29 protein-coding genes and 1 riboswitch are annotated in these 25,224 nt (G+C 29.9%); of the genes, 17 read left to right on the top strand and 12 right to left on the bottom strand.

Annotated features, from left to right (window positions below):
* Positions 1-8: 8 nt before the first annotated feature.
* Positions 9-482 carry a heme-binding domain-containing protein gene (locus tag IFB02_RS00350; protein WP_106689036.1) on the bottom strand — a complete coding sequence of 158 codons (474 nt, stop codon included), beginning with the start codon at positions 480-482 and terminating at the stop codon, positions 9-11.
* 36 nt (positions 483-518) lie between these two features.
* Here IFB02_RS00350 and IFB02_RS00355 point away from each other — a divergent pair, with 36 nt between their 5' ends.
* On the top strand, positions 519-1,088 hold the full coding sequence (locus IFB02_RS00355) for an adenylosuccinate lyase (RefSeq protein ID WP_106689037.1): 570 nt from the start codon (positions 519-521) through the stop codon (positions 1,086-1,088).
* Here the strand turns inward: IFB02_RS00355 and IFB02_RS00360 are convergent.
* Positions 1,083-2,063, bottom strand: a complete 981-nt coding sequence (locus IFB02_RS00360; protein WP_106689038.1) for a DUF1028 domain-containing protein — start codon at positions 2,061-2,063, stop codon at positions 1,083-1,085. The genes IFB02_RS00355 and IFB02_RS00360 overlap by 6 nt on opposite strands.
* Before the next feature lie 129 nt (positions 2,064-2,192).
* On the opposite strand from IFB02_RS00360, the gene purB reads away from it, so the two are divergent.
* Both purB and IFB02_RS00370 read left to right on the top strand, forming a co-directional pair.
* The gene (purB, locus tag IFB02_RS00365) at positions 2,193-3,536 is read left to right on the top strand and encodes an adenylosuccinate lyase (RefSeq protein WP_191072890.1); all 1,344 of its coding nucleotides are present in this window, start codon (positions 2,193-2,195) and stop codon (positions 3,534-3,536) included.
* 2 nt (positions 3,537-3,538) lie between these two features.
* Positions 3,539-3,706 carry a hypothetical protein gene (locus IFB02_RS00370; RefSeq protein ID WP_158256272.1) on the top strand — a complete coding sequence of 56 codons (168 nt, stop codon included), beginning with the start codon at positions 3,539-3,541 and terminating at the stop codon, positions 3,704-3,706.
* 60 nt (positions 3,707-3,766) lie between these two features.
* Here the strand turns inward: IFB02_RS00370 and IFB02_RS00375 are convergent, their stop codons facing one another.
* Genes IFB02_RS00375 through IFB02_RS00390 form a run of 4 tightly spaced genes read right to left on the bottom strand, consistent with a single transcriptional unit; the run spans position 3,767 to position 5,864 of the window.
* Positions 3,767-4,309, bottom strand: coding sequence for a DUF4252 domain-containing protein (locus IFB02_RS00375; protein WP_191072891.1), 543 nt, complete (start codon positions 4,307-4,309; stop codon positions 3,767-3,769).
* A 5-nt stretch (positions 4,310-4,314) separates the two neighbouring features.
* Positions 4,315-4,911, bottom strand: a complete 597-nt coding sequence (locus IFB02_RS00380) for a DUF4252 domain-containing protein (protein WP_223878856.1) — start codon at positions 4,909-4,911, stop codon at positions 4,315-4,317.
* 1 nt (position 4,912) lies between these two features.
* On the bottom strand, positions 4,913-5,368 hold the full coding sequence (locus IFB02_RS00385; RefSeq protein ID WP_106689041.1) for a hypothetical protein: 456 nt from the start codon (positions 5,366-5,368) through the stop codon (positions 4,913-4,915).
* Positions 5,355-5,864, bottom strand: a complete 510-nt coding sequence (locus IFB02_RS00390; protein ID WP_191072892.1) for an RNA polymerase sigma factor — start codon at positions 5,862-5,864, stop codon at positions 5,355-5,357. The genes IFB02_RS00385 and IFB02_RS00390 overlap by 14 nt, the downstream gene beginning before the upstream one ends.
* A gap of 109 nt (positions 5,865-5,973) precedes the next feature.
* Between IFB02_RS00390 and IFB02_RS00395 the strand changes: the two genes are divergently transcribed.
* Positions 5,974-7,425 (top strand): S41 family peptidase, encoded by a 1,452-nt coding sequence (locus IFB02_RS00395; RefSeq protein WP_191072893.1) that lies wholly within the window; start codon positions 5,974-5,976, stop codon positions 7,423-7,425.
* Positions 7,426-7,482: 57 nt separating this feature from the next.
* On the opposite strand, the gene IFB02_RS00400 is transcribed toward IFB02_RS00395, so the two are convergent.
* Both IFB02_RS00400 and IFB02_RS00405 read right to left on the bottom strand, forming a co-directional pair.
* Positions 7,483-8,532, bottom strand: coding sequence for a YncE family protein (locus IFB02_RS00400; RefSeq protein ID WP_191072894.1), 1,050 nt, complete (start codon positions 8,530-8,532; stop codon positions 7,483-7,485).
* A gap of 9 nt (positions 8,533-8,541) precedes the next feature.
* The gene (locus tag IFB02_RS00405; protein ID WP_191072895.1) at positions 8,542-10,392 is read right to left on the bottom strand and encodes a TonB-dependent receptor plug domain-containing protein; all 1,851 of its coding nucleotides are present in this window, start codon (positions 10,390-10,392) and stop codon (positions 8,542-8,544) included.
* Between the two features lie 34 nt (positions 10,393-10,426).
* A riboswitch (cobalamin riboswitch) is annotated at positions 10,427-10,712 on the bottom strand.
* A 179-nt stretch (positions 10,713-10,891) separates the two neighbouring features.
* Here IFB02_RS00405 and IFB02_RS00410 point away from each other — a divergent pair.
* From IFB02_RS00410 to IFB02_RS00460, 11 genes are all read left to right on the top strand, one after another.
* Entirely contained in the window at positions 10,892-12,049 is a 1,158-nt protein-coding gene (locus tag IFB02_RS00410) for an ABC transporter substrate-binding protein (protein ID WP_191072896.1), read from the top strand.
* Between the two features lie 54 nt (positions 12,050-12,103).
* Positions 12,104-13,129 (top strand): FecCD family ABC transporter permease, encoded by a 1,026-nt coding sequence (locus IFB02_RS00415; protein ID WP_191072897.1) that lies wholly within the window; start codon positions 12,104-12,106, stop codon positions 13,127-13,129.
* Between the two features lie 84 nt (positions 13,130-13,213).
* Positions 13,214-14,008, top strand: coding sequence for an ABC transporter ATP-binding protein (locus IFB02_RS00420; protein WP_191072898.1), 795 nt, complete (start codon positions 13,214-13,216; stop codon positions 14,006-14,008).
* Between the two features lie 72 nt (positions 14,009-14,080).
* Positions 14,081-15,466, top strand: a complete 1,386-nt coding sequence (gene rmuC, locus IFB02_RS00425; RefSeq protein ID WP_191072899.1) for a DNA recombination protein RmuC — start codon at positions 14,081-14,083, stop codon at positions 15,464-15,466.
* A gap of 10 nt (positions 15,467-15,476) precedes the next feature.
* Positions 15,477-15,827 carry a 6-phosphogluconate dehydrogenase gene (locus tag IFB02_RS00430; RefSeq protein ID WP_106689050.1) on the top strand — a complete coding sequence of 117 codons (351 nt, stop codon included), beginning with the start codon at positions 15,477-15,479 and terminating at the stop codon, positions 15,825-15,827.
* 7 nt (positions 15,828-15,834) lie between these two features.
* Positions 15,835-16,086: a hypothetical protein gene (locus IFB02_RS00435; RefSeq protein WP_106689051.1), complete on the top strand. Its 252-nt coding sequence runs from the start codon at positions 15,835-15,837 to the stop codon at positions 16,084-16,086.
* Positions 16,083-16,640, top strand: a complete 558-nt coding sequence (locus IFB02_RS00440) for an acyl-CoA thioesterase (protein WP_106689052.1) — start codon at positions 16,083-16,085, stop codon at positions 16,638-16,640. The genes IFB02_RS00435 and IFB02_RS00440 overlap by 4 nt, the downstream gene beginning before the upstream one ends.
* Before the next feature lie 70 nt (positions 16,641-16,710).
* Positions 16,711-17,088: an OB-fold protein gene (locus tag IFB02_RS00445; protein ID WP_106689053.1), complete on the top strand. Its 378-nt coding sequence runs from the start codon at positions 16,711-16,713 to the stop codon at positions 17,086-17,088.
* 10 nt (positions 17,089-17,098) lie between these two features.
* Positions 17,099-17,941 (top strand): DUF5777 family beta-barrel protein, encoded by an 843-nt coding sequence (locus IFB02_RS00450; RefSeq protein ID WP_106689054.1) that lies wholly within the window; start codon positions 17,099-17,101, stop codon positions 17,939-17,941.
* A gap of 21 nt (positions 17,942-17,962) precedes the next feature.
* Positions 17,963-18,334 carry a hypothetical protein gene (locus IFB02_RS00455; RefSeq protein WP_106689055.1) on the top strand — a complete coding sequence of 124 codons (372 nt, stop codon included), beginning with the start codon at positions 17,963-17,965 and terminating at the stop codon, positions 18,332-18,334.
* 39 nt (positions 18,335-18,373) lie between these two features.
* Complete coding sequence (locus IFB02_RS00460) at positions 18,374-18,928, top strand: YceI family protein (RefSeq protein ID WP_106689056.1); 555 nt, start codon at positions 18,374-18,376, stop codon at positions 18,926-18,928.
* Positions 18,929-18,973: 45 nt separating this feature from the next.
* On the opposite strand, the gene IFB02_RS00465 is transcribed toward IFB02_RS00460, so the two are convergent.
* From IFB02_RS00465 to rpmH, 4 genes are all read right to left on the bottom strand, one after another.
* A complete protein-coding gene (locus IFB02_RS00465; RefSeq protein ID WP_106689057.1) occupies positions 18,974-19,753 on the bottom strand; it encodes a T9SS type A sorting domain-containing protein in 780 nt (259 codons plus the stop codon).
* Between the two features lie 2 nt (positions 19,754-19,755).
* Positions 19,756-20,331: an ankyrin repeat domain-containing protein gene (locus IFB02_RS00470; RefSeq protein WP_106689058.1), complete on the bottom strand. Its 576-nt coding sequence runs from the start codon at positions 20,329-20,331 to the stop codon at positions 19,756-19,758.
* Positions 20,332-20,464: 133 nt separating this feature from the next.
* Entirely contained in the window at positions 20,465-23,317 is a 2,853-nt protein-coding gene (gene carB, locus IFB02_RS00475) for a carbamoyl-phosphate synthase large subunit (protein ID WP_106689059.1), read from the bottom strand.
* Positions 23,318-23,421: 104 nt separating this feature from the next.
* The gene (rpmH, locus tag IFB02_RS00480) at positions 23,422-23,583 is read right to left on the bottom strand and encodes a 50S ribosomal protein L34 (protein WP_106689060.1); all 162 of its coding nucleotides are present in this window, start codon (positions 23,581-23,583) and stop codon (positions 23,422-23,424) included.
* 168 nt (positions 23,584-23,751) lie between these two features.
* On the opposite strand from rpmH, the gene IFB02_RS00485 reads away from it, so the two are divergent.
* Both IFB02_RS00485 and IFB02_RS00490 read left to right on the top strand, forming a co-directional pair.
* Positions 23,752-24,636 (top strand): DUF6263 family protein, encoded by an 885-nt coding sequence (locus tag IFB02_RS00485; protein WP_191072900.1) that lies wholly within the window; start codon positions 23,752-23,754, stop codon positions 24,634-24,636.
* Positions 24,637-24,639: 3 nt separating this feature from the next.
* Positions 24,640-25,218 (top strand): tetratricopeptide repeat protein, encoded by a 579-nt coding sequence (locus tag IFB02_RS00490; protein WP_106689062.1) that lies wholly within the window; start codon positions 24,640-24,642, stop codon positions 25,216-25,218.
* Positions 25,219-25,224 lie beyond the last annotated feature (6 nt).

A 25,224-nucleotide genomic window follows, 5' to 3' on the forward strand; every position in this document is an offset into this window, starting at 1 on the left:
TAGCAGGTTTATTCTGGTTTTGGAGCTAGAGAATAACCAATTCTTACTTTTTCTGCCCAATCTACGATAGCTTTTATTTGGCTATCGGTTAATTTGGCATCTGTATGTGTCCAAGTATAACTTGGTAAAGGCATATGTTTTTCTTCTACTTCTTCTATTAATTCTTCAAATTTATGGTCTTTTCTTTTTAACGAATAATCTTCCCATTTAGAAAAATCTAAATGTTTTTTACCATCATTTACATGTTCTGCCATCCAATAATTTACTGGTGTAATCTTACTGTACCATGGATAATTTGTATGACTAGAATGACAATCAAAACATGCTGTTTTTAAAATTGCTGTTACTTCTTGATTAGGTTTAGTCTCATTTAAAAACGCTGTTAAATCTTCTGTGTTTCCTTGGTTTTTTTCTGGTGAAAAGAATTGAGCTATAACAACTATTACTAATAACGCTAAAAGAATTTTCTTTACTAATTTCATTTTTTTCTAACTTTAAAGTTTAAAAATAAGAAATCTTTGACTACACAACAGCTTTACGAAGAATTAAATTATGTAAACCATTCTAGAGAAAAACGATTGTTTTACGCCAATATGGTAATTAGTGATACGTCTTTAATGGATCAACTAATAGATATTTTAATGCTTGTAGACGACAAAGTATCGCCAAGAGCTGCTTGGGTTTTAGAGTTTGTTTGTAAAGAAAATCTAGATGTAATTATACCCTTTTTAGATAAGTTTACTGCACAAATGCATAAGGTACATTTAGATTCGGCAGTTAGACCTATTGCTAAAATTTGCGAATATCTTGCTACTGCTTTTTACAGTAAACAGGAAAACAAAATTAAAACCGCATTAACTAAAACGCATCAAGAACGCATTATAGAAGTTAGTTTTGATTATATGATTACAGATCAAAAAATTGCTCCTAAAGCTTACGCAATGAACACATTATTTTTATTTGGGAAAGATTACGACTGGATACATCCAGAACTAATTTTAATTTTACAAAAGGATTTTAAAATGCAAAGCTCTGGTTTTAAAGCCAGAGCAAAACATATTTTAAAGAAGTTAAATACAAATTTATAATTGCATTACATGTTCTAATTCTTGCTTACTGATATTTAGCAATTTACTTTTTACCAATCTTGGTGTTAAGGTTTTCCAATTAGTTTCTTTTTTAAAAATTGATTTTAAGATTGGATAAGCCTTTTCAAATTCTTTATTATTTAGCAGGTTTATCGCGTACCAATACTTCATCTCTAAATTATCAGGAAATAATTTTTGAGCATTAAGGTAATAGGTTTCGGCAGCTTTAGAGTCGCCTTTTTCCATAGCCAAATCACCTTTATTCATAAAATCGTATGCTTTATGTATGGTTATCAATCGTTCTAATTCTTCAATAGGATTTTTATGATCTTCTACCCTTAAATCCATAACAGTATCTTCCCAACTATTACCTGTAGCTTTTTCTTTTACAATTAACATAGCTGCACTTTGCTTACCTCTTATATCACCTTGTTCAGCTTCGGCTGCTTTCATTGCTGCAAGCATACGTTCGCTTAAATTTCCTTTAGTTGTATTAAACGCATTTGCCATAGCTTGCCAAACCGTGTTTTTAAGCATCATATTGGCTTGAACCGAAAAGTTTTTTCCGTTTATATGTCCAGCTTCAGCAATACATAATTCTCCCGTATGTGTTGCAACTTCACCTTTTACATTTAAAAATGCAACTTGTCTATAAGCTTTACCTTCATCTTGATTAATCAATTTATCTAATGCCATTTTAGGTGACATATCTTGCGCCATTAATTCTAACCCTTTTGGTCCATAAGAAGGATTTACTAAAGATTGCGTTGCAACAACACCAACACCAGCTTTACCATAAGTAACAACACTACCAACACTAAACCAATGACTTTGTACTGCAACACCAATATCGCCTGTTACAGTATCTCTTGCAACAATTGAATATGTGTGCGTAAATGGTTGGGATTTTTTATAAGATTGCGCCGTCATGGTAATACTTATTAATGTAAATAAAAGGGATTTTAAAATTTTCATCTAAATTAAGTTTTGTACTAAGATAATTAAAAATTACAGCTTAATAATTATCAAATTCTTAAACTATAAAACTTTAGTCTTCTCTATAAAAAACCTATATTTATGGCTTGTTAAAAAAACAACCAATTTATGTCTTTAAGCCAATTAAATGCTATATCTCCTATAGATGGAAGATACCGAAGTAAAGTAGAAAAACTACAACATTATTTTTCTGAAGAAGCCTTAATTAAGTATCGTGTTCTTGTAGAAATTGAATACTTTATTGCGCTTTGCGAAGTACCATTACCTCAACTACAAACTATAGATCATTCTGTTTTTGAAGATTTAAGAGCTATTTATAAAAACTTTTGTGCAGAAGATGCACAAGCTATTAAGGATATAGAAAAAGTTACTAATCACGATGTAAAAGCTGTAGAGTATTTTATTAAAGAAAAATTTGATGCTTTAAATCTATCTGATTATAAAGAATTTATTCATTTTGGATTAACATCTCAAGACATTAATAATACGGCAATACCTTTAAGCATTAAAGAAGCAATGAATGATGCTTATGTGCCAGAATATTTTAATGTTTTAAATGAATTAAAAAAATTAGCCGAAGATTGGAAAGATGTACCAATGCTAGCAAGAACGCATGGTCAACCTGCTTCTCCAACTAGGCTAGGTAAAGAAATTTTAGTATTTGTTGTAAGATTAGAAGAACAATTTAACCTGCTAAACGATATACCAAGTGCTGCTAAATTTGGTGGCGCTACTGGTAATTACAACGCGCACAAAGTTGCTTATCCAGCTATAGATTGGAAAGCTTTTGGTAGTAAATTTGTACAAGAAAAATTAGGTTTACAACACTCTTTTCCAACTACTCAAATAGAGCATTATGATCATATGGCGGCTCTTTTTGATTGTTTAAAACGTATAAACACTATTATTATAGATTTAGATAGAGATATATGGACGTATGTATCTATGGATTATTTTAAACAAAAAATTAAAAAAGGTGAAGTTGGTAGTAGCGCAATGCCACATAAAGTAAATCCTATAGACTTTGAAAACTCTGAAGGTAACTTAGGAATTGCCAATGCTATTTTTGAACATTTATCTTCAAAATTACCAGTATCTAGATTACAACGTGACTTAACTGATAGTACGGTTTTACGTAATGTTGGTGTACCTTTTGGACATACATTAATTGGCTTTGCTTCTACTTTAAAAGGTTTAGGTAAATTATTACTTAATGAAAGTAAATTTAAAACCGATCTTGAAAATAATTGGGCTGTAGTTGCAGAAGCTATTCAAACAATATTAAGACGTGAAGGTTATCCTAATCCTTATGAAGCTTTAAAAGGATTAACAAGAACTAACGAAACTATTAACCAAAACTCTATTTCTAATTTTATTGATACCTTAGAGGTTTCTGATACAATAAAAGATGAATTAAAAGCTATAACACCAAGTAATTATACTGGTATTTAATTATGTTAAAAGATAAAACAGCATTATTTATAACAGGTCTAACCTTATTTATTTTTTTTGTTGCTGGACTTTTTAATTTTTTAGAAAATCCAATAGTCATTACTGTTTTAATTTTACTGTTTATGTTAACTATTATTAATCTGTTTTTAGTTAATAAAGACAAGATGTAACACTATAAAAAAAGGCTTATCAAACGATAAGCCTTTTTAATTAACATTTAACTTTACTAATTATTTAAAGTATTCAAATAATTGATTAAGTTGAGTACCATCTACATCTGCATTTTGAATCTCAGTCACTAGTTTTACTAATTGTTCTGGTTTCATGTTATCGCCAAGTACACGAACTACAGAAAATCCCATAGTTTTAGAGTTTGCTAAAATTAAAAACTCGTCTACTGTATCATCATTTCCAATGGTATTTATTTTAAAGCTAATGCCGTTATCTTTAAACTCCATTAACTCTTCATACTTTTCATTTTTAAAAACCTTTTTTGCTTTATCTAATTCGGTTTGATAAGCTGGAAGATTTTCGTCATTAATTCTATAAGCTAACACATCTAATTTATGTATAGAATTATAAGCTTCTTCTTGTTCTTTAGTTAAATTAACTTTAGAAAGGTCTATTAGTTTTGCAGATACATCTAAGGATAAATACTCTGGTAATTCTTGATGGTCTACAAAATAGGTTTGTATAGAATTTTGATCTTTACAACTTACCAAGGTTATAGTTAATAAAAGAAGACTTATTACTGTTTTTAACTTAAAATACATAAGTCTTATTTTTTACTTTTTTTCTCTAATTCTTTTCCTCCTGGTAAGTCCATTTTATTAGCTAACTTAGATATTTGATTTAAATCAATATCTCCTGTTAAGCTAATTACAACGGTTTCTAAAGTTCTTTTTTTACCATTAATTTCTATGTTACTATCTTTTGTAACTGCATCTAGACCATTTATAAACATTAGTAATTCACTAACATGATCTGCGTCTTTACCTTGCTTAACATAAAAGGTCATATTAACTCCATCGTCTTTAACTACCATTAATTCTTCTAAAGATGCGCTTCTAGATTTTACCCAGTTTGCAATATCTGTAGAAATGGTTTTATTATCTGTAGCCATAGTTTTAAAACTAGTTATGCTATTAACCATGTTTATGTATTCTTGTGCTTCTGGATCGTCTGTGTTTATATCCATTTTTGCTAACATTTGAAACATTTTAGGCTTAATAGAAACAAATGTTACATTTTCATTATCGCTGTACTTATCAAAAACGTTTTGCGCCATTCCTGATAACGGTAGCATTAAAAGTGCTACAATTGCTATTAATATTGACTTTTTCATTGTATTAGTGTTTTTAGTTGTTGTTTTCATCTTATTTGTAAATTCTTTGAATTGGGTTATTAATTTCTTTTAAATAGTCAACTTGCATGCCAGCTTTGTTTATGGCGTTTAAATAGTTAACTTGATTTGTACCTTTATTTAATGTTTTAGAGACTAATTGTAAATACGATTTTGCTTGTGCATAATCTAATTTATCTTGCTCTGTGATGGTTTGTGATTGGTTAAAATAAAATCCAACCATTAACGCTATAACTGCTGCAACACTTAACCACTTGTAGTTTATTCTATTCTTAGTTTTTAATGGTAGTTGCTTATTAAACGTTTCTTGTTGATTAACAGAAAAATATGTAAACATTGCTTTATAATGCTCTAAATGAGGCGCTACAGTTGCGTTAGAAAAATAGTCTTTTAACTGTGCTTCTTCTTTAAGCGTTGTTTCTCCGTTTTCGTACTTCTCTAGTAATTGTTCTATTTTATTTAACACCATATCTATGTGTTTTTGTTAATTCTTCTCTAATTGTTTTTCTTGCTCTAGATAAGGCTACACGTATTGCTGTTGGCTTCATATCTAGCATTTTAGCAATATCTTCAAAATCATATTGCTCTATATCTCTTAGTTGAACAACCATTTTTTGTTGTTCTGGCAAACTTTCTATAATTTTTCCAACCCAAGATAGACTATCGTTTAACTCGACTTGTTTTTGTAAAGCAACCGTATGATCTTGGTAGTTACTATGAATAATTTTTAAATTCTGTGCTTGTTTGGACTTTAATTTATCTAAACAAAAATTCTTTGTCATTGTCATAGAAAACGCTTCTACATTTTTATAGTTAGAAATTTTCCCTTTATTATTCCACAACTTTAATAACACTTCTTGAGTTGCATCTTCTGCCTCTTCTTTAGATACAAGTAATCGTTTTGCTAATCGAAAAACTTTATCCTTAAAAGGTAATACAGTATTTAAAAACTCGGTTTGTGTCATTTTGGTTTTGGTGGTTTCTATTACGACGACTAACTATAAATTTTGTTACAATCTTTTTTTGTTAATCGTAAAATAAGTAATTTTAAGATGAAAAATTGAAATGAAAATCATGAAATTAAACTACAAATTAACCCTTTTAGGATTACTATTGTTAGTCGTTACTAGTTGCTTCACAGATAATGATGACACACCAATTACAGATACCGAAATAAAAGATTTTGTTTGGAAAGGTTTAAACCTTTGGTATTATTGGCAAGGCACAGATAGTGCACCAGATCTTGCAGATAATAGATTTAATACAGATCAAGCGTATCAAGATTACTTAAATACATTTGCTAGTCCAGATCAACTATTTTATGCCTCTTTAAGTGACGAAGATAGATTTAGCTGGATTGTTGATGATTATTTTGAGCTTAATAATGCTTTAAACGGTGTAACCAAAAGTAACGGTATGGAATTTGGTCTTGGTCTTATAGATAACGGACCAAATGTTTATGGTTATGTACAATATGTTTTACCTAACTCTAACGCGGCTCAAAATAATGTTTTTAGAGGACAATTATTTACCGCTGTTAATGGTACAACCTTAACTGTAAACAATTATGTGAGCTTAATTTTTTCTAACGTAGATACTTATACAATTAATCTTGCAGAATATGATGCAAATGATGTATTGGTGCAAAACGGACAATCTATTACATTAACAAAAGAAGTTTATCAAGAAAACCCAATTTATATTTCTAACACTTTTGAAGTAGATGGTATTAAAGTTGGTTATTTAATGTACAATCGCTTTTTAAGTGAGTACGATGATGCATTAAACCAAGTCTTTGCAGGTTTTGTAGCCGAAGGTATTGATCAACTTGTTTTAGACTTAAGATATAATCCTGGCGGAAGCGTAAATTCTGCTATTCATCTTGGAAGTATGATAAGCGGTAATAGTACTTCAGACGTGTTTTTAAAACAACAATGGAATGCCAAAATACAAGCTAATTTTACTAACGAAGATGTTACAAGATATTTTAAACAAACCTTATCTAATGGTAATGCTATTAACAGCTTAGGACTAAACAAAGTTTACATATTAGCGCAAAACACTTCTGCTTCTGCTAGCGAACTTGTTATAAATGCTTTAGATCCTTACTTAGAAGTTATACATATAGGAAATAATACACGAGGAAAAAATGAATTTTCTATAACATTATACGATAATCCAGATTGTGCATTTTTACCACCAAATTCAAACTGTAATGGTGCAATTAACCCAAATCATACTTGGGCAATGCAACCCATTGTTGGTATAAATGAAAATGCAAGCGGATTTTCAGATTATACAAATGGATTAATTCCAGACATAATTCTAGATGAAGACTTATCAAATTTAGGTGTTTTAGGTCAGCAAGACGAACCATTACTTGCAAGAGCTATACAGCACTTAACAGGAAATGGCAGAATTGGCAATACTGCAATACATACTATAGAAATCTTAGACTATTCTAATTCACATAAACCAACAGGAACAAATATGTATTTAGAAACAGATTTACTGCCAAACTTTTAAATAAAAAAAAAAGCCTCAACAGATTATGTTGAGGCTTTATTTATGATTCAATTCTAATTAATTAAAATATATTTTAGAAGCACCAGTACCAACGCTAAAACTTTCAGATAAAGTTCCGTTTGATAAATCGTAAACCAATAGTGTACTTTGCTCTGTAAAACTAGCATCTGTAACAAATAAATTAGAGGCATTTACAGATAAACCGTAGGCATAACTAGCAGAAATAGAAAACTGAGATTCGGTTGGTAAACCAGTTGCATTGTCTGCTAAACTGTATACATTATTATTTAAAATATAGTAAGTAGATCCATTAGCATAAGCCATTAAACTTGGATGCTCACCTTCTGCAAATTCGATATTTGTAATAACTGTGTTTGTGCTTAAATCTATTCTAGAGATAGATGCTAAAGTTTCTACTGGCGGATTTAACCAAGATTGATTAGCACCAGAACTTAATACCACTAAGTGACCTTGAGTATCTATTGCCATTTCATCTGGTACATCGTTAACCTGAATAGTTTCTAAAGAATTATTTGCTGTATCTATTACTGAGATTTCATTGTTTACGCCATATCCACCTTTATGCGATACATAAACCTTATTATTATTAACTAATACTTGTTCTGGTCCTTCGCTTACTGCTACTGTACTTGTAACTGTGTAAGAATTTAAATCTAAAACAGCCACATAATCATCTGTACTTGTAAATGGATCTGCCCAATCAGAAACATAAGCAGTTGCACCGTTAAATGCAATATATCTTGGTGTTGTTAATCCTGTTGTTATTGTTGTAATAACCTCGAAAGTGTAACGGTTTACTACGGTAATTGTACCAGAATCTTGGATGATATAAGCTTTATCATTATTAAATCCTATTGATTGAAGATAAACACCAAGATTTTCTTCATTAACATTAAAATAAATTTGATTTTCTGAAGTAGAAAAGTCATTAGAAATATAAGATACAGAAGCAGGTCCGCCTTCAGCACTTACAATTATTCCGTTTTCATAATCGCCTAACGGTTCTTGTGTTGTTGTGCCATCATCATCATTAGAACAAGAGAATAATAAGGATAATCCTAAGATTGAATACAATAGTTTTTTCATGAGTTGTTATTAAAATTTATAGTGTATTTGAATATTATAATTTTGATTTGGCATTGGTCTAAACGCAACATTGTTGTATTTTACATTAAAAACATTGTTGAAATCCAATCCAATTTTTAAGTCGTGTGATTTATTTTTTATTAACTGATAATTAATTCCAGTGTTTGCTATATCGTAATCTGGTAAACTATAAAATGGTCCTGTTAAATTATCTGATGTTGTAAAAACCATATCGTTATACAGATGCTGATAATAAAAAGACAATCTTTTATAATTATATGCCAAGCTTAAAGTTGCTTTATGTTTTGGCACATAAATTAGTTGTTTTTTGGTCTTTGTATTTTCAGAAATTGTATAAGAATAATTTCCTGTAAATTTAAATTGATGTTTCCCTAAAGACTTTGTTGCAGTAAGGCCTACTTCTGCTCCATAACTATGTGTTTGATCTATATTTATTGGCGACCAAAAACCAGAGTTACTAGGTTTCCATTGTATTAAATTTTCATTTTTAATATAATACGTGTTAAGGTCTAATGTTACCCATTTATAAGAAAATTGATGACCTAAATCTACTTGATAAGACGTTTCTGGTTTAAGGTTTGGATTGCCACCAGGTTGCCAAAACAAATCGTTAAATGTTGGTACTCTAAAGTTTTTAGAGGCATTTAATAAGACTTTATAATTAGTATTAAATCTATAACTTCCATCTACCGAAAACAGTAATGGACTTTTAAATCCAGACGTAACATCTTGTCGTATATTTAATCCTATTGCAGATTTTGCATTTGGCTTGTAAGTTGCTATTGCTGTTGCAGAAAAGGCATTACGATTAGGTGATCCAAAACTACTTCCATCTGCTTCAAAATAATTGTAATCTAAAATACTTTTTAAAACTAGTTTGTTGCTAACATTGTAATCTAAAATATGTTTGATTAGATATGTATTTACTTTACCAAAACTATAATTATCTGCAGTTTTGTTTTGGTAAAATTTAAATAATTCTTGTAAGTGCGCAAGTTTTACTTTAGATGTAAGCGTGTTACCTATAGTTGTCCATTCTAACATGGATCTAAAATTTTCATCTAAATATTTACTTCTAGAAATTGTATTTAAAGTACCTGACAATTCTCTTTCGCCAATAAAAGATTGGTGAAATAATTTAATTATCGAATGATCAGAAATAAAATACCCTAAATTCAAATTAAAATTTAGGTTATTAAAAGCGCCATTTTCATTAACGTCATCTGTATCTAAATACTTATAATCATTATCTGAAGTCACATACTGAAAACCAAAATTTGCAGCAAATTTAGAATTACCGTAATTGGTTGTATAACTTGCTTTTTGGGTATTAAAACTTCCGTAATTTAATCTTACTTGATGTTCAAAATGCGAACTAAAATCTAATGTATTATTTAGATGAATGCTACCGCCAATAGCGCCACTACCATATTGCACACTTCCGCCACCATTTTTTATTACAATTTGATCAAAATTATTTGTGTTTATTAAATTAAAATCGGTTTGCCCATTTAATTGAGAGTTAATAGAAATCCCATTCCATATTACAGCAGTTTGCGAAGCGTTTGTTCCTCTAAAAGATGGTGAAGCGACCATACCGTAACCATTCTCTTTAAAGTAAATATTACTATTAAATCTTAATACATCTGTAAAAGATTTAGAATCGTTTTCTAATACCGAATCTTTAAGCTTTGTGGTTTTAAAACCATAGGTATTTTTAAGTAATTTTACATCACTTAACACAACTGTCTCTAAAGTTAAAACAGAATCTTTTTGGGTTTGTCCTATTGCATAAACGCTACAAAGACCTAATAAAATTAAACTATATAAAAATCTCATATACCTTAAAAACCTTTTTCCCGAAGGTTATTAATTATAAATTAAGAATTTGGCAGGTCTCCTGACTTGCGTCTTGTTATTCGGTCTTCCCATCTTAAAAAAGACAGTGACATGAAGTGTAATAACAAGCGTTATAGCTTACAGTTGCGGGAACAGTTCTGGAATTGTAAATACACGAAGTATGAAGCTTGAAGTTAGAAGTAATTATAATACCATTCAATTAATCTAAATTCTGAAATCAAAAATCGTAAATCTACGCACCAGATTCCCTTTTAATCTGTTATAAATTTTATAACAGAACCAAAATTCTTTGCAAAAGTAATTTAAATCTAAATAGTGACCTACTTTTTCTTATTCATTTTATAAATCAAAAAAAGAAAGCCTAATAAAAAGTGAAGAATAATAATACCTGCTACTATATATATTGTTAAATTTGAAGCGTTTCTCATAATAATATTTTTATAAAAATAGAAGCTTTTCTAGTAATAAACAGTTACAAATGTTACATAAACACTACTATATACTTTTAATAATTTCTTTTATTGCTTTAGGATCTTGCAAGCAGAAAAAAGAAGACATTTTAGAATTACCTAGCAACACATCAGAAGCTTTAAATTTAAAATATGCCGAAGGTTTTACCATTACTGATAATCAAAATTTTAAAGTTGTAGAAATAAAAAATCCTTGGCCTAAAGCTGATAAAACATACAAATACGTTTTAATTTCAAAAGAAAACATTGCTAAAACTTCATTTTTAAAAGATGAATATGACGGCATAATAATAACTCCAGTCACAAAAATTGTTGTAACATCTACAACTCATATTCCTGCATTAGAATTATTAGATAAAACCGAAACACTTGTTGGTTTTCCTGGTACAGATTATGTGTCTTCCAAACAAACTAGACAACGTATAGATAATGGTCAAGTAAAAGAATTAGGTAAAAATGAAGGTCTTAATACCGAAGTATTACTTAACCTTAATCCTGATTTAGTAATAGGTTTTGGAGTAGACGGAACAAGTAAATCCTTAAATACTGTAAAAAAAGCAAATATACCAGTAATTTATAATGGTGATTGGGTAGAAAAATCACCACTTGCAAAAGCCGAATGGATTAAACTATTTGGCGCTATTTTTAACAAACAACAGCAAGCAGATTCTATTTTTAATACTATAGAATCTAATTACAACAAGGCAAAACAATTAGCAAAAACGGTTACAAAAAAACCAACAGTAATTAGTGGTGCATTATATAAAGATGTGTGGTATTTACCAAGTGGTACAAGTACAGAAGCACAATTGCTTAAAGACGCCAATTTAGATTATTTATATGCTAACACAAATGCTTCTGGTAGTTTATCTCTTAGTTTTGAAGCGGTTTTTGAAAAAGCTAAACAAGCCAATTTATGGATTAGTCCATCATATTATAACTCGTTACAATCTTTAGAAGATGCTAATGCGCATTACTCAAATTTTGAAGCGTTTAAAACAAAATCTGTATTTTCTTTTACAAATACCGTTGGTCCAACTGGTGGCGTTTTATATTACGAAACTGGTTTTGCTAGACCTGATTTAGTATTAAAAGATTTAATAAAAATTGGTCATCCAGAGCTTTTAAACGATTACGAGCCTTACTTTTTTAAACCTTTAAAATAATTACTTACTTTAGACTAAACTGGTTATAAAAATCAGGCAAGGTCTTTATCCTATATGAAAACCAATTACAAATATTCGTTTTTATTTCTTTTAATTGCTCTAATTCTATGTTTTATCTTAAACATTAGTTTGGGATCTGTACAGATTTCATTTTCTACTATAATTGATAGTTTTTTAGTAAAATCATCAGAATTTTCTAATCAAGAATACATCATTCAAAATTACCGTTTACCTAAAGCGATTACTGCCATTTTAGTTGGTTCTGGCTTAGGTATTTCTGGTTTATTAATGCAAACCTTATTTAAAAATCCTTTAGCTGGTCCATTTGTTTTAGGAATTACTTCTGGTGCAAGTCTTGGTGTTGCTTTGGTTATTTTAGGAAGTTCGGTTTTTGGTGGATTTTTAGCTGCGTTTTTAATTAGTAAATGGAGTTTAGTAATTGCTGCAAGTTTGGGTAGCTTTTTAGTCTTATTACTTGTAATACTAGTTTCCAACAAGGTAAGAGACACTATGGCTATTCTAATCATTGGATTAATGTTTGGTAGTATTACAGCTGCAATTGTAAGTATACTATCTTATTTTAGTACAGCAGAGCAGTTACAACAATACATATTTTGGGGATTTGGTAGCTTAGGTGATTTAGATTGGAATGAAGTGACCTTATTTTTAATTTTATACAGCATAGGCTTAGTATTTACAATAGCATCTATAAAAGCATTAAACACCTTATTACTAGGTGATAACTACGCAAAAAGTTTAGGTATAAATTTAAAGAGAAGCCGTTTAATAATAATTTTAGCGACTAGTTTGCTAGCTGGTACAATTACTGCGTTTGCAGGACCAATTGCTTTTATTGGACTAGCTATTCCGCATGTTACAAGACAACTTTTTAAAACGTCTAATCATCAAGTATTAATTCCAGCTGTATTATTAATTGGTGCTATAATTATGTTAATTTGCGATTGTATCGCCCAATTACCAAATAGCGAATATACATTACCTATTAATGCTATTACTGCGCTTATTGGTGCGCCAGTTGTTATTTGGTTATTAGTTAGACAACGTAAAATGATATTTTAGATTAGAGAATAGACTATAGAAAATAGAACATAGATAAAAAGACTTGTTATTCCGAACTAGATGCGGAATCCATAAAAACAAAATTTGAGTGAATTAAATAAACATATCATCCTAAAAACCCAAAATTTAGACATTGGTTATTTGTCTAAAAAGAAAGAAACTCCTGTTGCTAAAAACATAAACATTAATCTAAATAAAGGTGAATTAATTGCTATTGTTGGCGGTAATGGCATAGGAAAATCTACATTATTAAGAACACTAACCAAAGTACAACCTGCTTTAAATGGTGATATTTTTATTAATGAAAAACCGCTAAAGAGTTATAATAATCAAGAATTAGCAACAACACTTAGTGTTGTATTAACCGAAACTGTGTCGTCTAAAAATCTTTCTATAATAGAACTAATTGCTTTAGGAAGACAACCATACACCAATTGGATTGGTAATCTTACAGACAATGACAAAAATGCAGTAAACAATGCTATTACCTTAACTAATATAGACAGTTTAAAACATAAAAAATGTTACGAGCTTAGTGACGGACAATTACAAAAAGTAATGATTGCAAGAGCCTTAGCGCAAGACACACCAATTATTATTTTAGACGAGCCAACAACGCATCTAGATATGTATCACAAAGCATATCTTTTAAAACTTTTGAAGCGATTAACTGTAGATACTGGAAAAACTATTATTTTCTCTTCTCACGAGATTGATTTAGCCATTCAACTTTGTGACAGTATGGTTGTAATGACAAAAGACCAAGTGGTTTCTGATCAACCATGTAACCTTATTTCAAAAGGTGTTTTTGAAAGTCTTTTCCCTAAAGATTTGATTGTTTTTGATGAAAAAACAGGAAGTTTTAGAGTGAAGAAATAGTTGAGAAAACTTTTTAACTTGTAGATTTCAACTTATAACTTTATTTTATCTTTGAAAAAATCAATTTTTTAAATGAGCGATAACATCATTCTTATTATAGCGATACTTATTTCGGCAGCTATTGGCGGTTATTTGGGTATGCTTTTTACCAAACTAAAAAGTAAAAGCGAAAAAAGTACTTTAGAGGAAAGAAATGCCAATATTCAGCAACAATTTAACGACTTTAAAGCCTTTCACGAAAGTGAAAACCAAAAACAAAACGAGGCTTTTAATCTTCAATTAAATGAATTACGTCAACAAATTGCTAAAACCGAAAACGAGCGTGAAGACATTAGACGCGAAAAAGAATTTTTAAACGCAGAACTTACAAGACGTAATACAGAATATGACAACCTTCAACAACAAAATTTAAAACGTGATGAAGAGTTAGCGCAACAACAAGAACAATTACGTAAAGATTTTGAGTTATTGGCTAACAAAATTCTTGAAGAAAAATCAAATAAATTTACAGAGCAGAATAAAGAAAATATCAAGAATATTTTAAATCCTTTACAGGAGAAAATTCTAACCTTCGAGAAAAAAGTTGAAGACACACAAAAGGAAAGCATAAGCATGCATAGTGCTTTAAAAGAACAATTATTGGGCTTAAAAGACCTAAATCAACAAATGACTAAAGAAGCCACAAACCTTACTAGAGCATTAAAAGGCGATAGTAAAATGCAAGGAAATTGGGGCGAATTAGTACTAGAACGTGTTCTTGAAAAATCTGGTTTAGAAAAGGACCGCGAGTATTTTGTGCAGCAAAGTTTTACTCGTGCAGATGGAACACGCGTGTTGCCAGATGTCGTGTTACACTTACCGGACAACAAAAAAATGATTATTGACAGTAAAGTGTCTTTAACCGATTACGAACGCTATGTTAATGCAGATGAAGACGAACGCGCAATATTTTTAAAAGCGCACTTAAACTCAATAAAAAAACATATCGAGCAATTATCTGAAAAAAATTATCAAGATTTATACGATATAGAATCGCCAGATTTTGTTCTTCTTTTTATCCCAATAGAACCAGCATTTGCAATAGCAATAAATGAAGATAATACGCTTTACAACAAAGCTTTTGAGAAAAATATTGTAATTGTAACACCGTCTACATTATTGGCGACTTTAAGAACGGTAGATAGTATGTGGAACAACGAAAAGCAACAACAAAATGCTATCGAAATTGCACGTCAAGCAGGTGCATTGTATGATAAATTTGAAGGTTTAGTTAAAGATTTAACCGGAGTTGGTAAAAAGTTAGACGATGCTAAAAAGGACTATTCTTCTGCAATGAATAAGTTAGTAGAAGGACGAGGAAACTTAATTACCAGTGTAGAAAAAATTAAAAAATTAGGTGCTAAAGCCAAAAAATCGTTACCAGAAAATATTGTAAAACGAGCGCATAGCGACGATTAAAATTATTTATATGAAATTCTTAATTAAATCCATTATAGTAATCCTTTTAATAGTTATAGGCTACTTTGCCTTTATCTACTTTGTACCTTACAGCGAAGGCGTTAGAGCTGGAGAACTCGTAAAGTTTAGTAAAAAAGGTGTCATGTTTAAAACTTGGGAAGGCGAAATAAGTCAAGGTGTTAGCGAAGCGCAAATATTTAAGTTTTCTGTAGAAAAAGGAAAATCTCAAGTTATTGAAGATTTAAATAAATATCAAGGTCAGTTTGTAAAACTATCTTATGTAGAGCGTTATCAAAGTTTTTTCTGGCTTGGTGATACTAAATATTTTATAACTAAAGTTGAAGAAAAAGAGCGTAATTAACATCTAAATGTCTAATAAAACTTTATATACAATTAATAGATGGCTATTAAGAGCTAGATATATTTTTGTTTTTATATTGGGTGCAAGTTTACTTTCATTAGGCCTAGAATCTATTGTTCAACCTATTTTAGAAACAAGTAATAAAGAGTTACAAACAGTTATTACTGTTAGTGCAATTATATTTGGGTTAATTTTTATTGTATTTGGGTTTTACTACAAAAAAGACATTGAAATTTATATTAGACAACAACAATTATGAGTAATAAATCCTATAAAAAAGTAGATGCATCTCGTGTAAGTATTTCGCAATTAATGCAACCTTCACACTCTAATTTTGGAGGAAAAATTCATGGTGGTTACATTTTAAATTTAATGGATCAAATTGCGTTTGCGTGTGCTTCAAAACACTCAGAAACTTACTGTGTAACTGCAAGTGTAGATACTGTAGACTTTTTAAATCCAATAGAAATTGGCGAGCTTGTTACCATGAAAGCATCGGTAAATTTTGTAGGTAATACATCTATGGTAGTTGGTATTAGAGTAGAATCTGAAAACATACAAACTGGAGCTGTAAAACATTGCAACTCATCTTACTTTACTATGGTTGCAAAAAATAATGACGGAACTTCTAAAAAAGTTCCTGGTCTAATTTTAAATGATAAAAATGAAGTGAAACGTTTTTTAAAAGCCATTAAACGAATGGAAACTAAAAAACAACGTCAAAACGAATTTGACAGTGAAGATTTCTCGCATGTAGATTACTTACCAATACTTGATAAATACAAGGTTAAAATAGAATTGTCAGATTACTAATTTTTTTTCTTTTAAATTAAGTATTTGCAAAAAATATGTTAATTTAGTTAAAAAAGAAAAATTTAAAGCTATGAAAAGAAAGATATTAATCTTTTTAGGCCTAATTTGTATAGGCTTATTTTTCACTTACAACTACATCTACCAAGACCATAGAAACATTGCTAACGAAAAAGCCCAATTTAGTATCGAGGCTAACTTATTAAAAAAGCAATTCCAAGATAATCCTTCTGCTGCTCAACAAAAATTTTTAGACCAAACCATTGAGGTTTCTGGAAAAGTAACAGCTATAGATACAAACTATATTACACTTAACAATTTAGTGTTTTGTAGCATGCCTAAACCGGTAAACATTAAATTAAATTCCACTTGTACTATTAAAGGTCGTTTTATTGGCTACGACGATTTATTAGAAGAAATTAAACTAGACCAATGTACTTTAACTAACTAATTTTAAATTTATGAAAAAAATATTTTTACTTCTATTTTGCTTACCTATATTTTGCTTCTCTCAAGACGATTTATTAGAAGAAATAGATAGCGATGAAGATAATAATTACGCAACAGCAACATTTAAAGGACTTAAAATTGTAAATTTTGAATCCACTAAATTAGTTGCAAAAAAGGAATTTACATTTGTAGTTGCCCATCGTTTTGGAAGCTTAGAAAATGGATTAGAAACCTTTTTTGGTTTAGACGATGCGGTAACCAGACTAAACTTTATTTACGGAATAAATGATGCAATTAACATTAGTGTTTCAAGAAGTTCTTTTCAGAAAATATACGAAAGTGCAATAAAATATAGACTTACAAGACAAAGTGATAATTTTCCGTTTACTATAGTTGGCTACAACTCTATATTAGTTAATACAGCACTAGACAAAAATAACTATCCTAAATTAGAATTTAATGATAGATTAGGCTATACTACACAAGTATTAATAGCAAGAAAAGTGAGTGACAAACTTTCTTTAGAGCTTGCTCCTACTGTCTTCCACGATAATTTTGTTTTAGATAATAACCAAGATAATACACAATATGCTTTAGGAATGGGTACAAGATATAAATTAGGTAAACGCTGGTCATTAAATGCAGATTATGGTTGGCATTTAAATAGATCTAGTACTTCACCTTTTAAAAATCCTTTATCTATAGGAATAGATTTAGAAACTGGTGGACATGTTTTTCAAATGCATTTCACCAATTCTCAAGCAATGAATACTAATGGATTTTTAGGACAAGCAACAGGAGAATGGTCTGATGGAGACATATATTTTGGTTTTAACCTTAGTAGAAGATTTTAAAAAAATGAAAAAAGAAAAAATATGAAAAAAGGAACATTTTTAATAGCTGTAATTGTAACTATTCTTGCTTTTAACTGCTCAAATAATAGTGAGGACGACTTAACAGATGTAAGTCCAGTACAACAAGGAGAACTTATCACCTATACAGAACATATAAAACCAATAATTGATAACAATTGTGTGTTTTGTCATGATAATCCACCTGTAAATGGTGCGCCAAACAGTCTTGTTAACTATGAAGATGTAAAAGCATCTGCTGAAAATAATCTTTTAGACAGAATCTCTAGACAAGCTAGTGAAAGTGGAGCAATGCCTTTAGGCGGACCAAGATTACCACAAAACTCTATTGATTTAGTAGAACAATGGATTGCAGATGGTTTATTAGAAAACTAACATTGGAATACTTTTTGTTTCCTCTAATAAAAAATAAAGATGAAAAAAATATTAATAGTTTTTACATTACTACTTTTTACTATAAGTGGTATTAGTCAAGATAAATATTTAACAAAAACAGGTCATGTAACTTTTGAAGCTTCAGTTCCTTCCTTTGAAGAAGTTAAAGCTACAAACAATTCGACTACAGTAATTTTAAATATTGAAAATGGGCAGTTTGCAGCTTTAGTTTTTGTAAAAGGATTTAGATTTAAAAACGCCTTAATGGAAGAACATTTTAATGAAAATTATGCTGAATCTGACAACTATCCGAAAGCAAATTTTAAAGGAGAAATAATAGACTTTGATATTAATAATATTAATGAAACTAAAACTAAAGTGTATTATAATGGTACGTTAGAGTTTCATGGAAAAACAAAAGCGGTATCAAATTTACCTATGACTATTTATTTAAGTGACAATAACGAAATTGTACTATCAGGAACTTTAAAAGTCAACGTAGAAGATTTTGACATAGACATACCAAAAGTGGTAAGCAATAAAGTTTCTAAACAAGTTGAAATAGAATATAATTTCCCTTTAAAAAAGAAATAAAAAAAGCTTTCCAATTGGAAAGCTTTTTTTATAAGTAAATATGTTTTAAATCTTTACAAATCGTTTGGTTATAGATTTATTATTAGCTTTAGAAATTACTTTAACTAAATAAATACTATTATTCCAGTTTGACACATCTATACTTGTTTTAAATTGATTGATAGATGTTGTGTAAATTCTTTTTCCTAAAACATTATAAACTTCAATACTTAATTCATCTGTATTAAAGCTAGGCAATTCTAAATTAAGTTGTGTTGAAGCTGGATTAGGATATAATTTTACGTTTGATAAATTTTCAAAAGAATCCACACTTAAAGTAGACGTCGTCGTTGCTGTAGCACCACCTTTAGTACTTCCATGATATCCAAAACTTAAACTAGATCCTTTAGCCCATAATAAAGGAAATGTAGTCTCAGAAGTTGGAAATACATAATCATTAGAATCTCCAGTATTAATAGCTCTTGTTGCTATTAAAGTTCTTACTCCTGCAGCTGTAGTATTGCTACTAACAGTCCAATCTTGACTACCATCTAAATTTGGTGTTCCTGTTCCAGAAGGCATATTTCTGTCTTGTAAACCAACTGAATTAAAAACAACAGCATCATCACCTAAGTTACCCATGCTGTTTCCAGATGCTACTCCAGGCGCAACACCTAACCAAACATTATCAGGCCCAATCATAGTCATAGTTACTAATCCTGTACCAGAGTCTATATCAAACTGTACAGTATAATCTGCTGCCAAAGACACAGCACCTGTTGTCCATGATTGACTAAATGCAAATGGCGCAGTAATTAAAAAAAGTAATAAAGTAATTTTTCTCATAATCAATTTTTATTAATATTCAACAATTTATTTAAGGTATCGTCATTATAACTTATTGCAAAATCCATAGCAGATTTACCTACATTATTCTTGATAGAAAAATCTGCATTAGAATTTATAAGTAATTCAATTATTTTATAATTTCTAAACAGTACAGCATAATGCATTGCAGTTGCTCCTTGAGAATCTTGAAGGTTTGTTTTTGCATTATTGTCTAATAAAATTTTAACTATTTTGTCATAACCTTTGTAGGTTGCTGCCATTAGTGGCGTACCAAATTTAGAATTTCCGTTAATGTCTTCTACTTTGTCGGCTAAAAATAATGCAACATTAGAATTACCATTATAACAAGCTATTGTTAATGGAGTATAGCCTTGTTCATTTTTTTGATTAATTAAATTTTTATCTTTAGAATAAAGTGTTTCAATGTCCTCAATAGATCCTGTTCTACTTATTTCAAAAATGTCTGTTTGAGAATAGACATTATAATTAAAAAACAAACAAGAGATAATAAGTGTTGCCCTTATTAAATAGTTAGTTTTAAATTTAAAATTATACATAGCAATTTTCTTTTTCATTTAAAAATAATTTTTTTTATGTAATATTCCTAATATTAAATCCTTAACTTTAAATAATTACCAATAAAGACCTATTATAAATAAAAAAGCCTCATTTGTTCAAATAAGGCTTTTTTTAATGTAGTATAAAAGTTTATTTACTTAAGTACATCTTACGTCTAGCGTATAAATCGTAAAACTCATCGTCTTTAAGACTATCTATAAATAAGATACTTTCACCTGTACTTTTCATTTCTGGTCCTAATTTTTTATTAACATTAGGGAATTTATTAAATGAAAATACTGGTTGTTTTATAGCGTAACCATCTAATTTAGGGTTGAATTCAAAATCAGTTACCTTCTTCTCTCCTAACATTACTTTAGTGGCGTAATTTACATAAGGTTCTCCATACGCTTTTGCTATAAATGGTACTGTACGAGATGCACGCGGATTAGCTTCTATTATATACACAGTGTCGTCTTTTACTGCAAACTGTATATTGATTAAACCAACTGTGTTTAATGCTAATGCGATCTTTTTTGTATGATCTTTAATCTGTTGCATTACTAAGTCACCTAAATTAAAAGGTGGTAACGTTGCATTACTATCTCCAGAGTGAATTCCACATGGTTCTATATGTTCCATTATACCTATGATGTAAACATTTTCACCATCACAAATAGCATCTGCTTCTGCTTCTATTGCACCATCTAAATAATGATCTAATAATAATTTATTATTAGGAATGCTACGTAATAAATCTACAACGTGTTCTTCTAATTCTTTTTTATTGATCACAATTTTCATTCCTTGTCCACCAAGTACATAAGATGGACGTACTAAGATTGGAAAGTCTAATTTATCTGCAACTTTAAGAGCTTCTTCTGCTGTTTCGGCAGTATCAAACTTAGGATATGGTATATTGTTTTCTTTTAATAGTTTAGAAAAACTTCCTCTATCTTCGGCTAAATCTAACGCTTCGTAGCTTGTTCCTATTATTTTAATACCGTACTTAGATAGTTTTTCTGCAAGCTTTAATGCAGTTTGACCACCTAATTGAACGATAACACCTTCTGGTTTTTCATGACGAATAATATCGTAGATATGTTCCCAAAATACTGGTTCAAAATATAGTTTATCTGCGGTATCAAAATCTGTAGACACAGTTTCTGGGTTACAGTTTATCATTATAGTTTCGTAGCCACATTCTGCAGCTGCTAATACTCCATGCACACAACAGTAATCAAACTCAATACCTTGACCAATTCTGTTTGGTCCAGATCCTAAAACAATAATCTTTTTCTTGTCGGTAACTATACTTTCGTTATCTGCATATCGCTTACCATCTGCAGTTTCAACTTCATTTTCAAATGTAGAATAGTAATAAGGTGTTTTTGCTTCAAACTCGGCAGCACATGTATCTACTAATTTGTATACACGGTTGATGTTTAATTCTTCTCTTTTATTATATACTTGACTTTCTAAACAATTAAGCATATGTGCAATTTGCCTGTCACCATAACCTTTTTGCTTAGCTTCTAATAATAAATCTCTTTCTATAGTATCTATTGTATACGTCGAAATTTCTTTTTCTAATTGGTACAACTCTTCGTACTGACGTAAAAACCACATGTCTATTTTTGTGATTTCGTGAATACGACTTAACGGAATACCCATTTGAATTGCGTCATAAATTACAAATACTCTATCCCAACTTGCGTTAGTTAATTTATCTATAATTTGGTCGTAATTTTTATAACCTTTACCATCTGCGCCTAATCCATTTCTTTTAATTTCAAGTGATTGAGTGGCTTTATGTAAGGCTTCTTGAAAAGATCTACCAATACCCATTACTTCTCCAACTGCTTTCATTTGAAGTCCTAAAGTACGATCTGATCCTTCAAATTTATCAAAATTCCAACGTGGTATTTTTACAATTACGTAATCTAAAGTTGGCTCGAATAAAGCTGAAGTAGATTTTGTAATTTGATTTTGAAGTTCGTCTAAATGATAACCTATAGCTAATTTTGCTGCTATTTTTGCAATTGGATATCCTGTTGCTTTACTTGCTAATGCAGAAGATCTAGATACACGTGGATTAATTTCGATTGCAATAATTTCTTCATGTTCATCTGGACTTACAGCAAACTGGACGTTACATCCACCAGCAAAATCACCAATACTACGCATCATTTTTATTGCCATATCACGCATTTTCTGGAACGTAGTATCAGACAGCGTCATTGCTGGAGCTACTGTGATTGAATCTCCGGTATGGATTCCCATTGGATCCATATTTTCAATCGTACAGATAATTACAACATTGTCATTTTTATCTCTTAAAAGCTCTAGCTCATACTCTTTCCAACCCATCATGGCTTTATCAATCATCACCTCATGTATTGGTGATACTTCTAAACCGCGGGTAAGAGCTTCGTCAAATTCTTTTTCGTCGTAAACAATTGCTGCTCCTGCGCCTCCTAAAGTAAATGATGCTCTAATACATAACGGAAAACCAAATTCTTGAGCTATTTCTTTACCTTTTAAAAATGAAGTTGCTGTAGCTTGTGGCGCCATACCTACTCCAATTTCAAGCATTAGCTCTCTAAACTTTTCTCGGTCTTCTGTGATGTTAATAGCATCAATATTTACACCTATAATTTCTACTCCAAAATCTTCCCAAATCCCTTTTTCATCAGCTTCAATACATAAATTTAGAGCAGTTTGTCCTCCCATTGTTGGTAATACAGCATCAATTTGAGGATGTTCTTTAAGTATTTTAACAATAGATTTTGTATTAAGAGGCAACAAATAAACATGATCTGCCATTTTTGGATCTGTCATGATTGTTGCAGGATTAGAGTTAATTAATATAGTCTCTATTCCTTCTTCTCTTAACGATCTTAAAGCTTGAGAACCAGAATAATCAAATTCGCATGCTTGACCGATAATAATTGGACCAGAACCTATAATAAGGATAGATTTTAATTTTGGATTTTTAGGCATTTTTAGTGTGTGTTGTTTTTATTATTCAAAAATAATCATTATTAGATATAAAAAAAGGCGTTACACCTAAGCAACGCCTTTTATATATTAACAATTGTTAATCATTATTTCTTATGTCTGATTTCAGATGAAACAGATAATTTCTTTCTTCCTTTAGCACGACGACGCGCTAATACTTTTCTACCATTAGCAGAAGCCATTCTTTCTCTAAAACCATGCTTATTTCTTCTTTTTCTTTTTGATGGTTGAAACGTTCTTTTACTCATTGTATATTATCTTTAAAATCTGAAACTTGTAATTTTTATTGCATTTTGGTTTTTCTCCAAAACTGAGCGCAAATATACAAAGGGTTTTTTATTTGACAAACCTAAAATTAAAAATATTTTTCAAGAAAATTTTAGTTTCTTTGCAAGACTATTATAAATCATAAATTAATGACTTTTTCCAAACTATCTGTTTTATTAGCTTTTGTAGGATTTACAAGTGTTTTAAACGCACAATCCTATTTAGGTTTTAATTTAAAAGTAGGAGATTCTTTAAGAATTTCTCAAGATTCAAAACAAGAAATCGTTCAAAAAATGAACGAACAAGAACATAAAATAATCAATAATCTTGGCGGAGATTATCTTTTTTACGTGAAAAAAAAGACGGACAGCTCTTATATTATTGACTTTAAATACGAGTCGTTTTATATGAAAACAACTTCTAATCTTGCAGGTCCAATTTACAATGTAGACACTAAAAAAGAAATTTCGGCAGATGATATTGAAGGACAAATTTTTAAAGGTTTAACCCGATCTAGTTTAGAAATTAACATGCTTAAATCTGGTAAAATTGTAAACCTAAAAGGAACAGATAGCCTTATAGAACATATGATTGGGCATTTAGACATTGATAGTTTTACAAAAGAAGTTGTAAAAGAATCTATGAGAAAAGAATTTGGTGGTCAAAGTCTAATTGAAAGCTTAAATCAATTTACTTACATGTATCCAAATAAAAAATTAAATATTGGAGATACATGGAAAAATAAATATACAGGAGAATTAACTTCTAATAACAACTGGACTTTTAAAGCGTCTAATAGCTTTAACGAAATTACCGCAAAAAGCACAATTGCTTTAAAAAACACAGAAGATAATATTACAATGATTCTTCAAGGTACGCAAGACACAACGGTATTAGCAGATAAACAATCTGGTTGGCCTAAAGAAGCCACAATTACTTCTGTAGCAAAAGGAATATCTATAATGAAAGATATGGAAAATGTAGATATACCTACAACAATTACATCGACAACAATTTATAAACCTTTACAATAAAACATGTACAATAAAGTATTTAAATTAATATTAGCAGTAGGAATTTTTGGAGTTGCAATCTGGCAATTTATAGAAGGCGAAATTGGTAATGGTATTATGTATATCCTATTATCTTTAGTGTTCTTATTCTTATATTTTAAAAACGAATTTATTTTACTTGCCTTTTTAAGATTAAGAAAACAAGATTTTGATGGCGCAAAAAAATGGTTAGATAAAATTAAAAATCCAGAAGCTGCTTTAGTAAGAAAACAACAAGGTTACTATAATTTTTTAAACGGAATTATGGTGTCTCAAGATAACATTAGCGAAGCAGAACGTTACTTTAAAAACGCAGTTAATTTAGGTTTATCTATGGATCATGATATGGCTATGGCTAAACTCAACCTTGCTGGAATAGCGTTTTCTAAACGAAGAAAACAAGAAGCTACAAAATTATTAGCCGAAGCACAAAAGCTTGATAAACAAGGCATGTTAACAGATCAAATAAAAATGATGAAACAAAACATGAAACAAGCACAAATGCCTAAACAACATTACGGACAAGGCGGATCGTTAAGAGCACAAAAACGAAGAAGCAGATAATAAAAA

This window comes from Mesoflavibacter profundi, assembly GCF_014764305.1.
GTDB classification, from domain to species: domain Bacteria; phylum Bacteroidota; class Bacteroidia; order Flavobacteriales; family Flavobacteriaceae; genus Mesoflavibacter; species Mesoflavibacter profundi.

Bases quoted from the DNA above. Each gene is read 5' to 3' on its own strand.
- IFB02_RS00350 (WP_106689036.1), bottom strand. From the start codon at position 482: ATGAAATTAGTAAAGAAAATTCTTTTAGCGTTATTAGTAATAGTTGTT.
- IFB02_RS00360 (WP_106689038.1), bottom strand. From the start codon at position 2,063: ATGAAAATTTTAAAATCCCTTTTATTTACATTAATAAGTATTACCATG.
- purB (WP_191072890.1), top strand. From the start codon at position 2,193: ATGTCTTTAAGCCAATTAAATGCTATATCTCCTATAGATGGAAGATAC.
- IFB02_RS00370 (WP_158256272.1), top strand. From the start codon at position 3,539: ATGTTAAAAGATAAAACAGCATTATTTATAACAGGTCTAACCTTATTT.
- IFB02_RS00375 (WP_191072891.1), bottom strand. From the start codon at position 4,309: ATGTATTTTAAGTTAAAAACAGTAATAAGTCTTCTTTTATTAACTATA.
- IFB02_RS00380 (WP_223878856.1), bottom strand. From the start codon at position 4,911: ATGAAAACAACAACTAAAAACACTAATACAATGAAAAAGTCAATATTA.
- IFB02_RS00385 (WP_106689041.1), bottom strand. From the start codon at position 5,368: ATGGTGTTAAATAAAATAGAACAATTACTAGAGAAGTACGAAAACGGA.
- IFB02_RS00390 (WP_191072892.1), bottom strand. From the start codon at position 5,864: ATGACACAAACCGAGTTTTTAAATACTGTATTACCTTTTAAGGATAAA.
- IFB02_RS00395 (WP_191072893.1), top strand. From the start codon at position 5,974: ATGAAATTAAACTACAAATTAACCCTTTTAGGATTACTATTGTTAGTC.
- IFB02_RS00400 (WP_191072894.1), bottom strand. From the start codon at position 8,532: ATGAAAAAACTATTGTATTCAATCTTAGGATTATCCTTATTATTCTCT.
- IFB02_RS00405 (WP_191072895.1), bottom strand. From the start codon at position 10,392: ATGAGATTTTTATATAGTTTAATTTTATTAGGTCTTTGTAGCGTTTAT.
- IFB02_RS00410 (WP_191072896.1), top strand. From the start codon at position 10,892: ATGTTACATAAACACTACTATATACTTTTAATAATTTCTTTTATTGCT.
- IFB02_RS00415 (WP_191072897.1), top strand. From the start codon at position 12,104: ATGAAAACCAATTACAAATATTCGTTTTTATTTCTTTTAATTGCTCTA.
- rmuC (WP_191072899.1), top strand. From the start codon at position 14,081: ATGAGCGATAACATCATTCTTATTATAGCGATACTTATTTCGGCAGCT.
- IFB02_RS00430 (WP_106689050.1), top strand. From the start codon at position 15,477: ATGAAATTCTTAATTAAATCCATTATAGTAATCCTTTTAATAGTTATA.
- IFB02_RS00435 (WP_106689051.1), top strand. From the start codon at position 15,835: ATGTCTAATAAAACTTTATATACAATTAATAGATGGCTATTAAGAGCT.
- IFB02_RS00440 (WP_106689052.1), top strand. From the start codon at position 16,083: ATGAGTAATAAATCCTATAAAAAAGTAGATGCATCTCGTGTAAGTATT.
- IFB02_RS00445 (WP_106689053.1), top strand. From the start codon at position 16,711: ATGAAAAGAAAGATATTAATCTTTTTAGGCCTAATTTGTATAGGCTTA.
- IFB02_RS00450 (WP_106689054.1), top strand. From the start codon at position 17,099: ATGAAAAAAATATTTTTACTTCTATTTTGCTTACCTATATTTTGCTTC.
- IFB02_RS00455 (WP_106689055.1), top strand. From the start codon at position 17,963: ATGAAAAAAGGAACATTTTTAATAGCTGTAATTGTAACTATTCTTGCT.
- IFB02_RS00460 (WP_106689056.1), top strand. From the start codon at position 18,374: ATGAAAAAAATATTAATAGTTTTTACATTACTACTTTTTACTATAAGT.
- IFB02_RS00465 (WP_106689057.1), bottom strand. From the start codon at position 19,753: ATGAGAAAAATTACTTTATTACTTTTTTTAATTACTGCGCCATTTGCA.
- IFB02_RS00470 (WP_106689058.1), bottom strand. From the start codon at position 20,331: ATGAAAAAGAAAATTGCTATGTATAATTTTAAATTTAAAACTAACTAT.
- carB (WP_106689059.1), bottom strand. From the start codon at position 23,317: ATGCCTAAAAATCCAAAATTAAAATCTATCCTTATTATAGGTTCTGGT.
- rpmH (WP_106689060.1), bottom strand. From the start codon at position 23,583: ATGAGTAAAAGAACGTTTCAACCATCAAAAAGAAAAAGAAGAAATAAG.
- IFB02_RS00485 (WP_191072900.1), top strand. From the start codon at position 23,752: ATGACTTTTTCCAAACTATCTGTTTTATTAGCTTTTGTAGGATTTACA.
- IFB02_RS00490 (WP_106689062.1), top strand. From the start codon at position 24,640: ATGTACAATAAAGTATTTAAATTAATATTAGCAGTAGGAATTTTTGGA.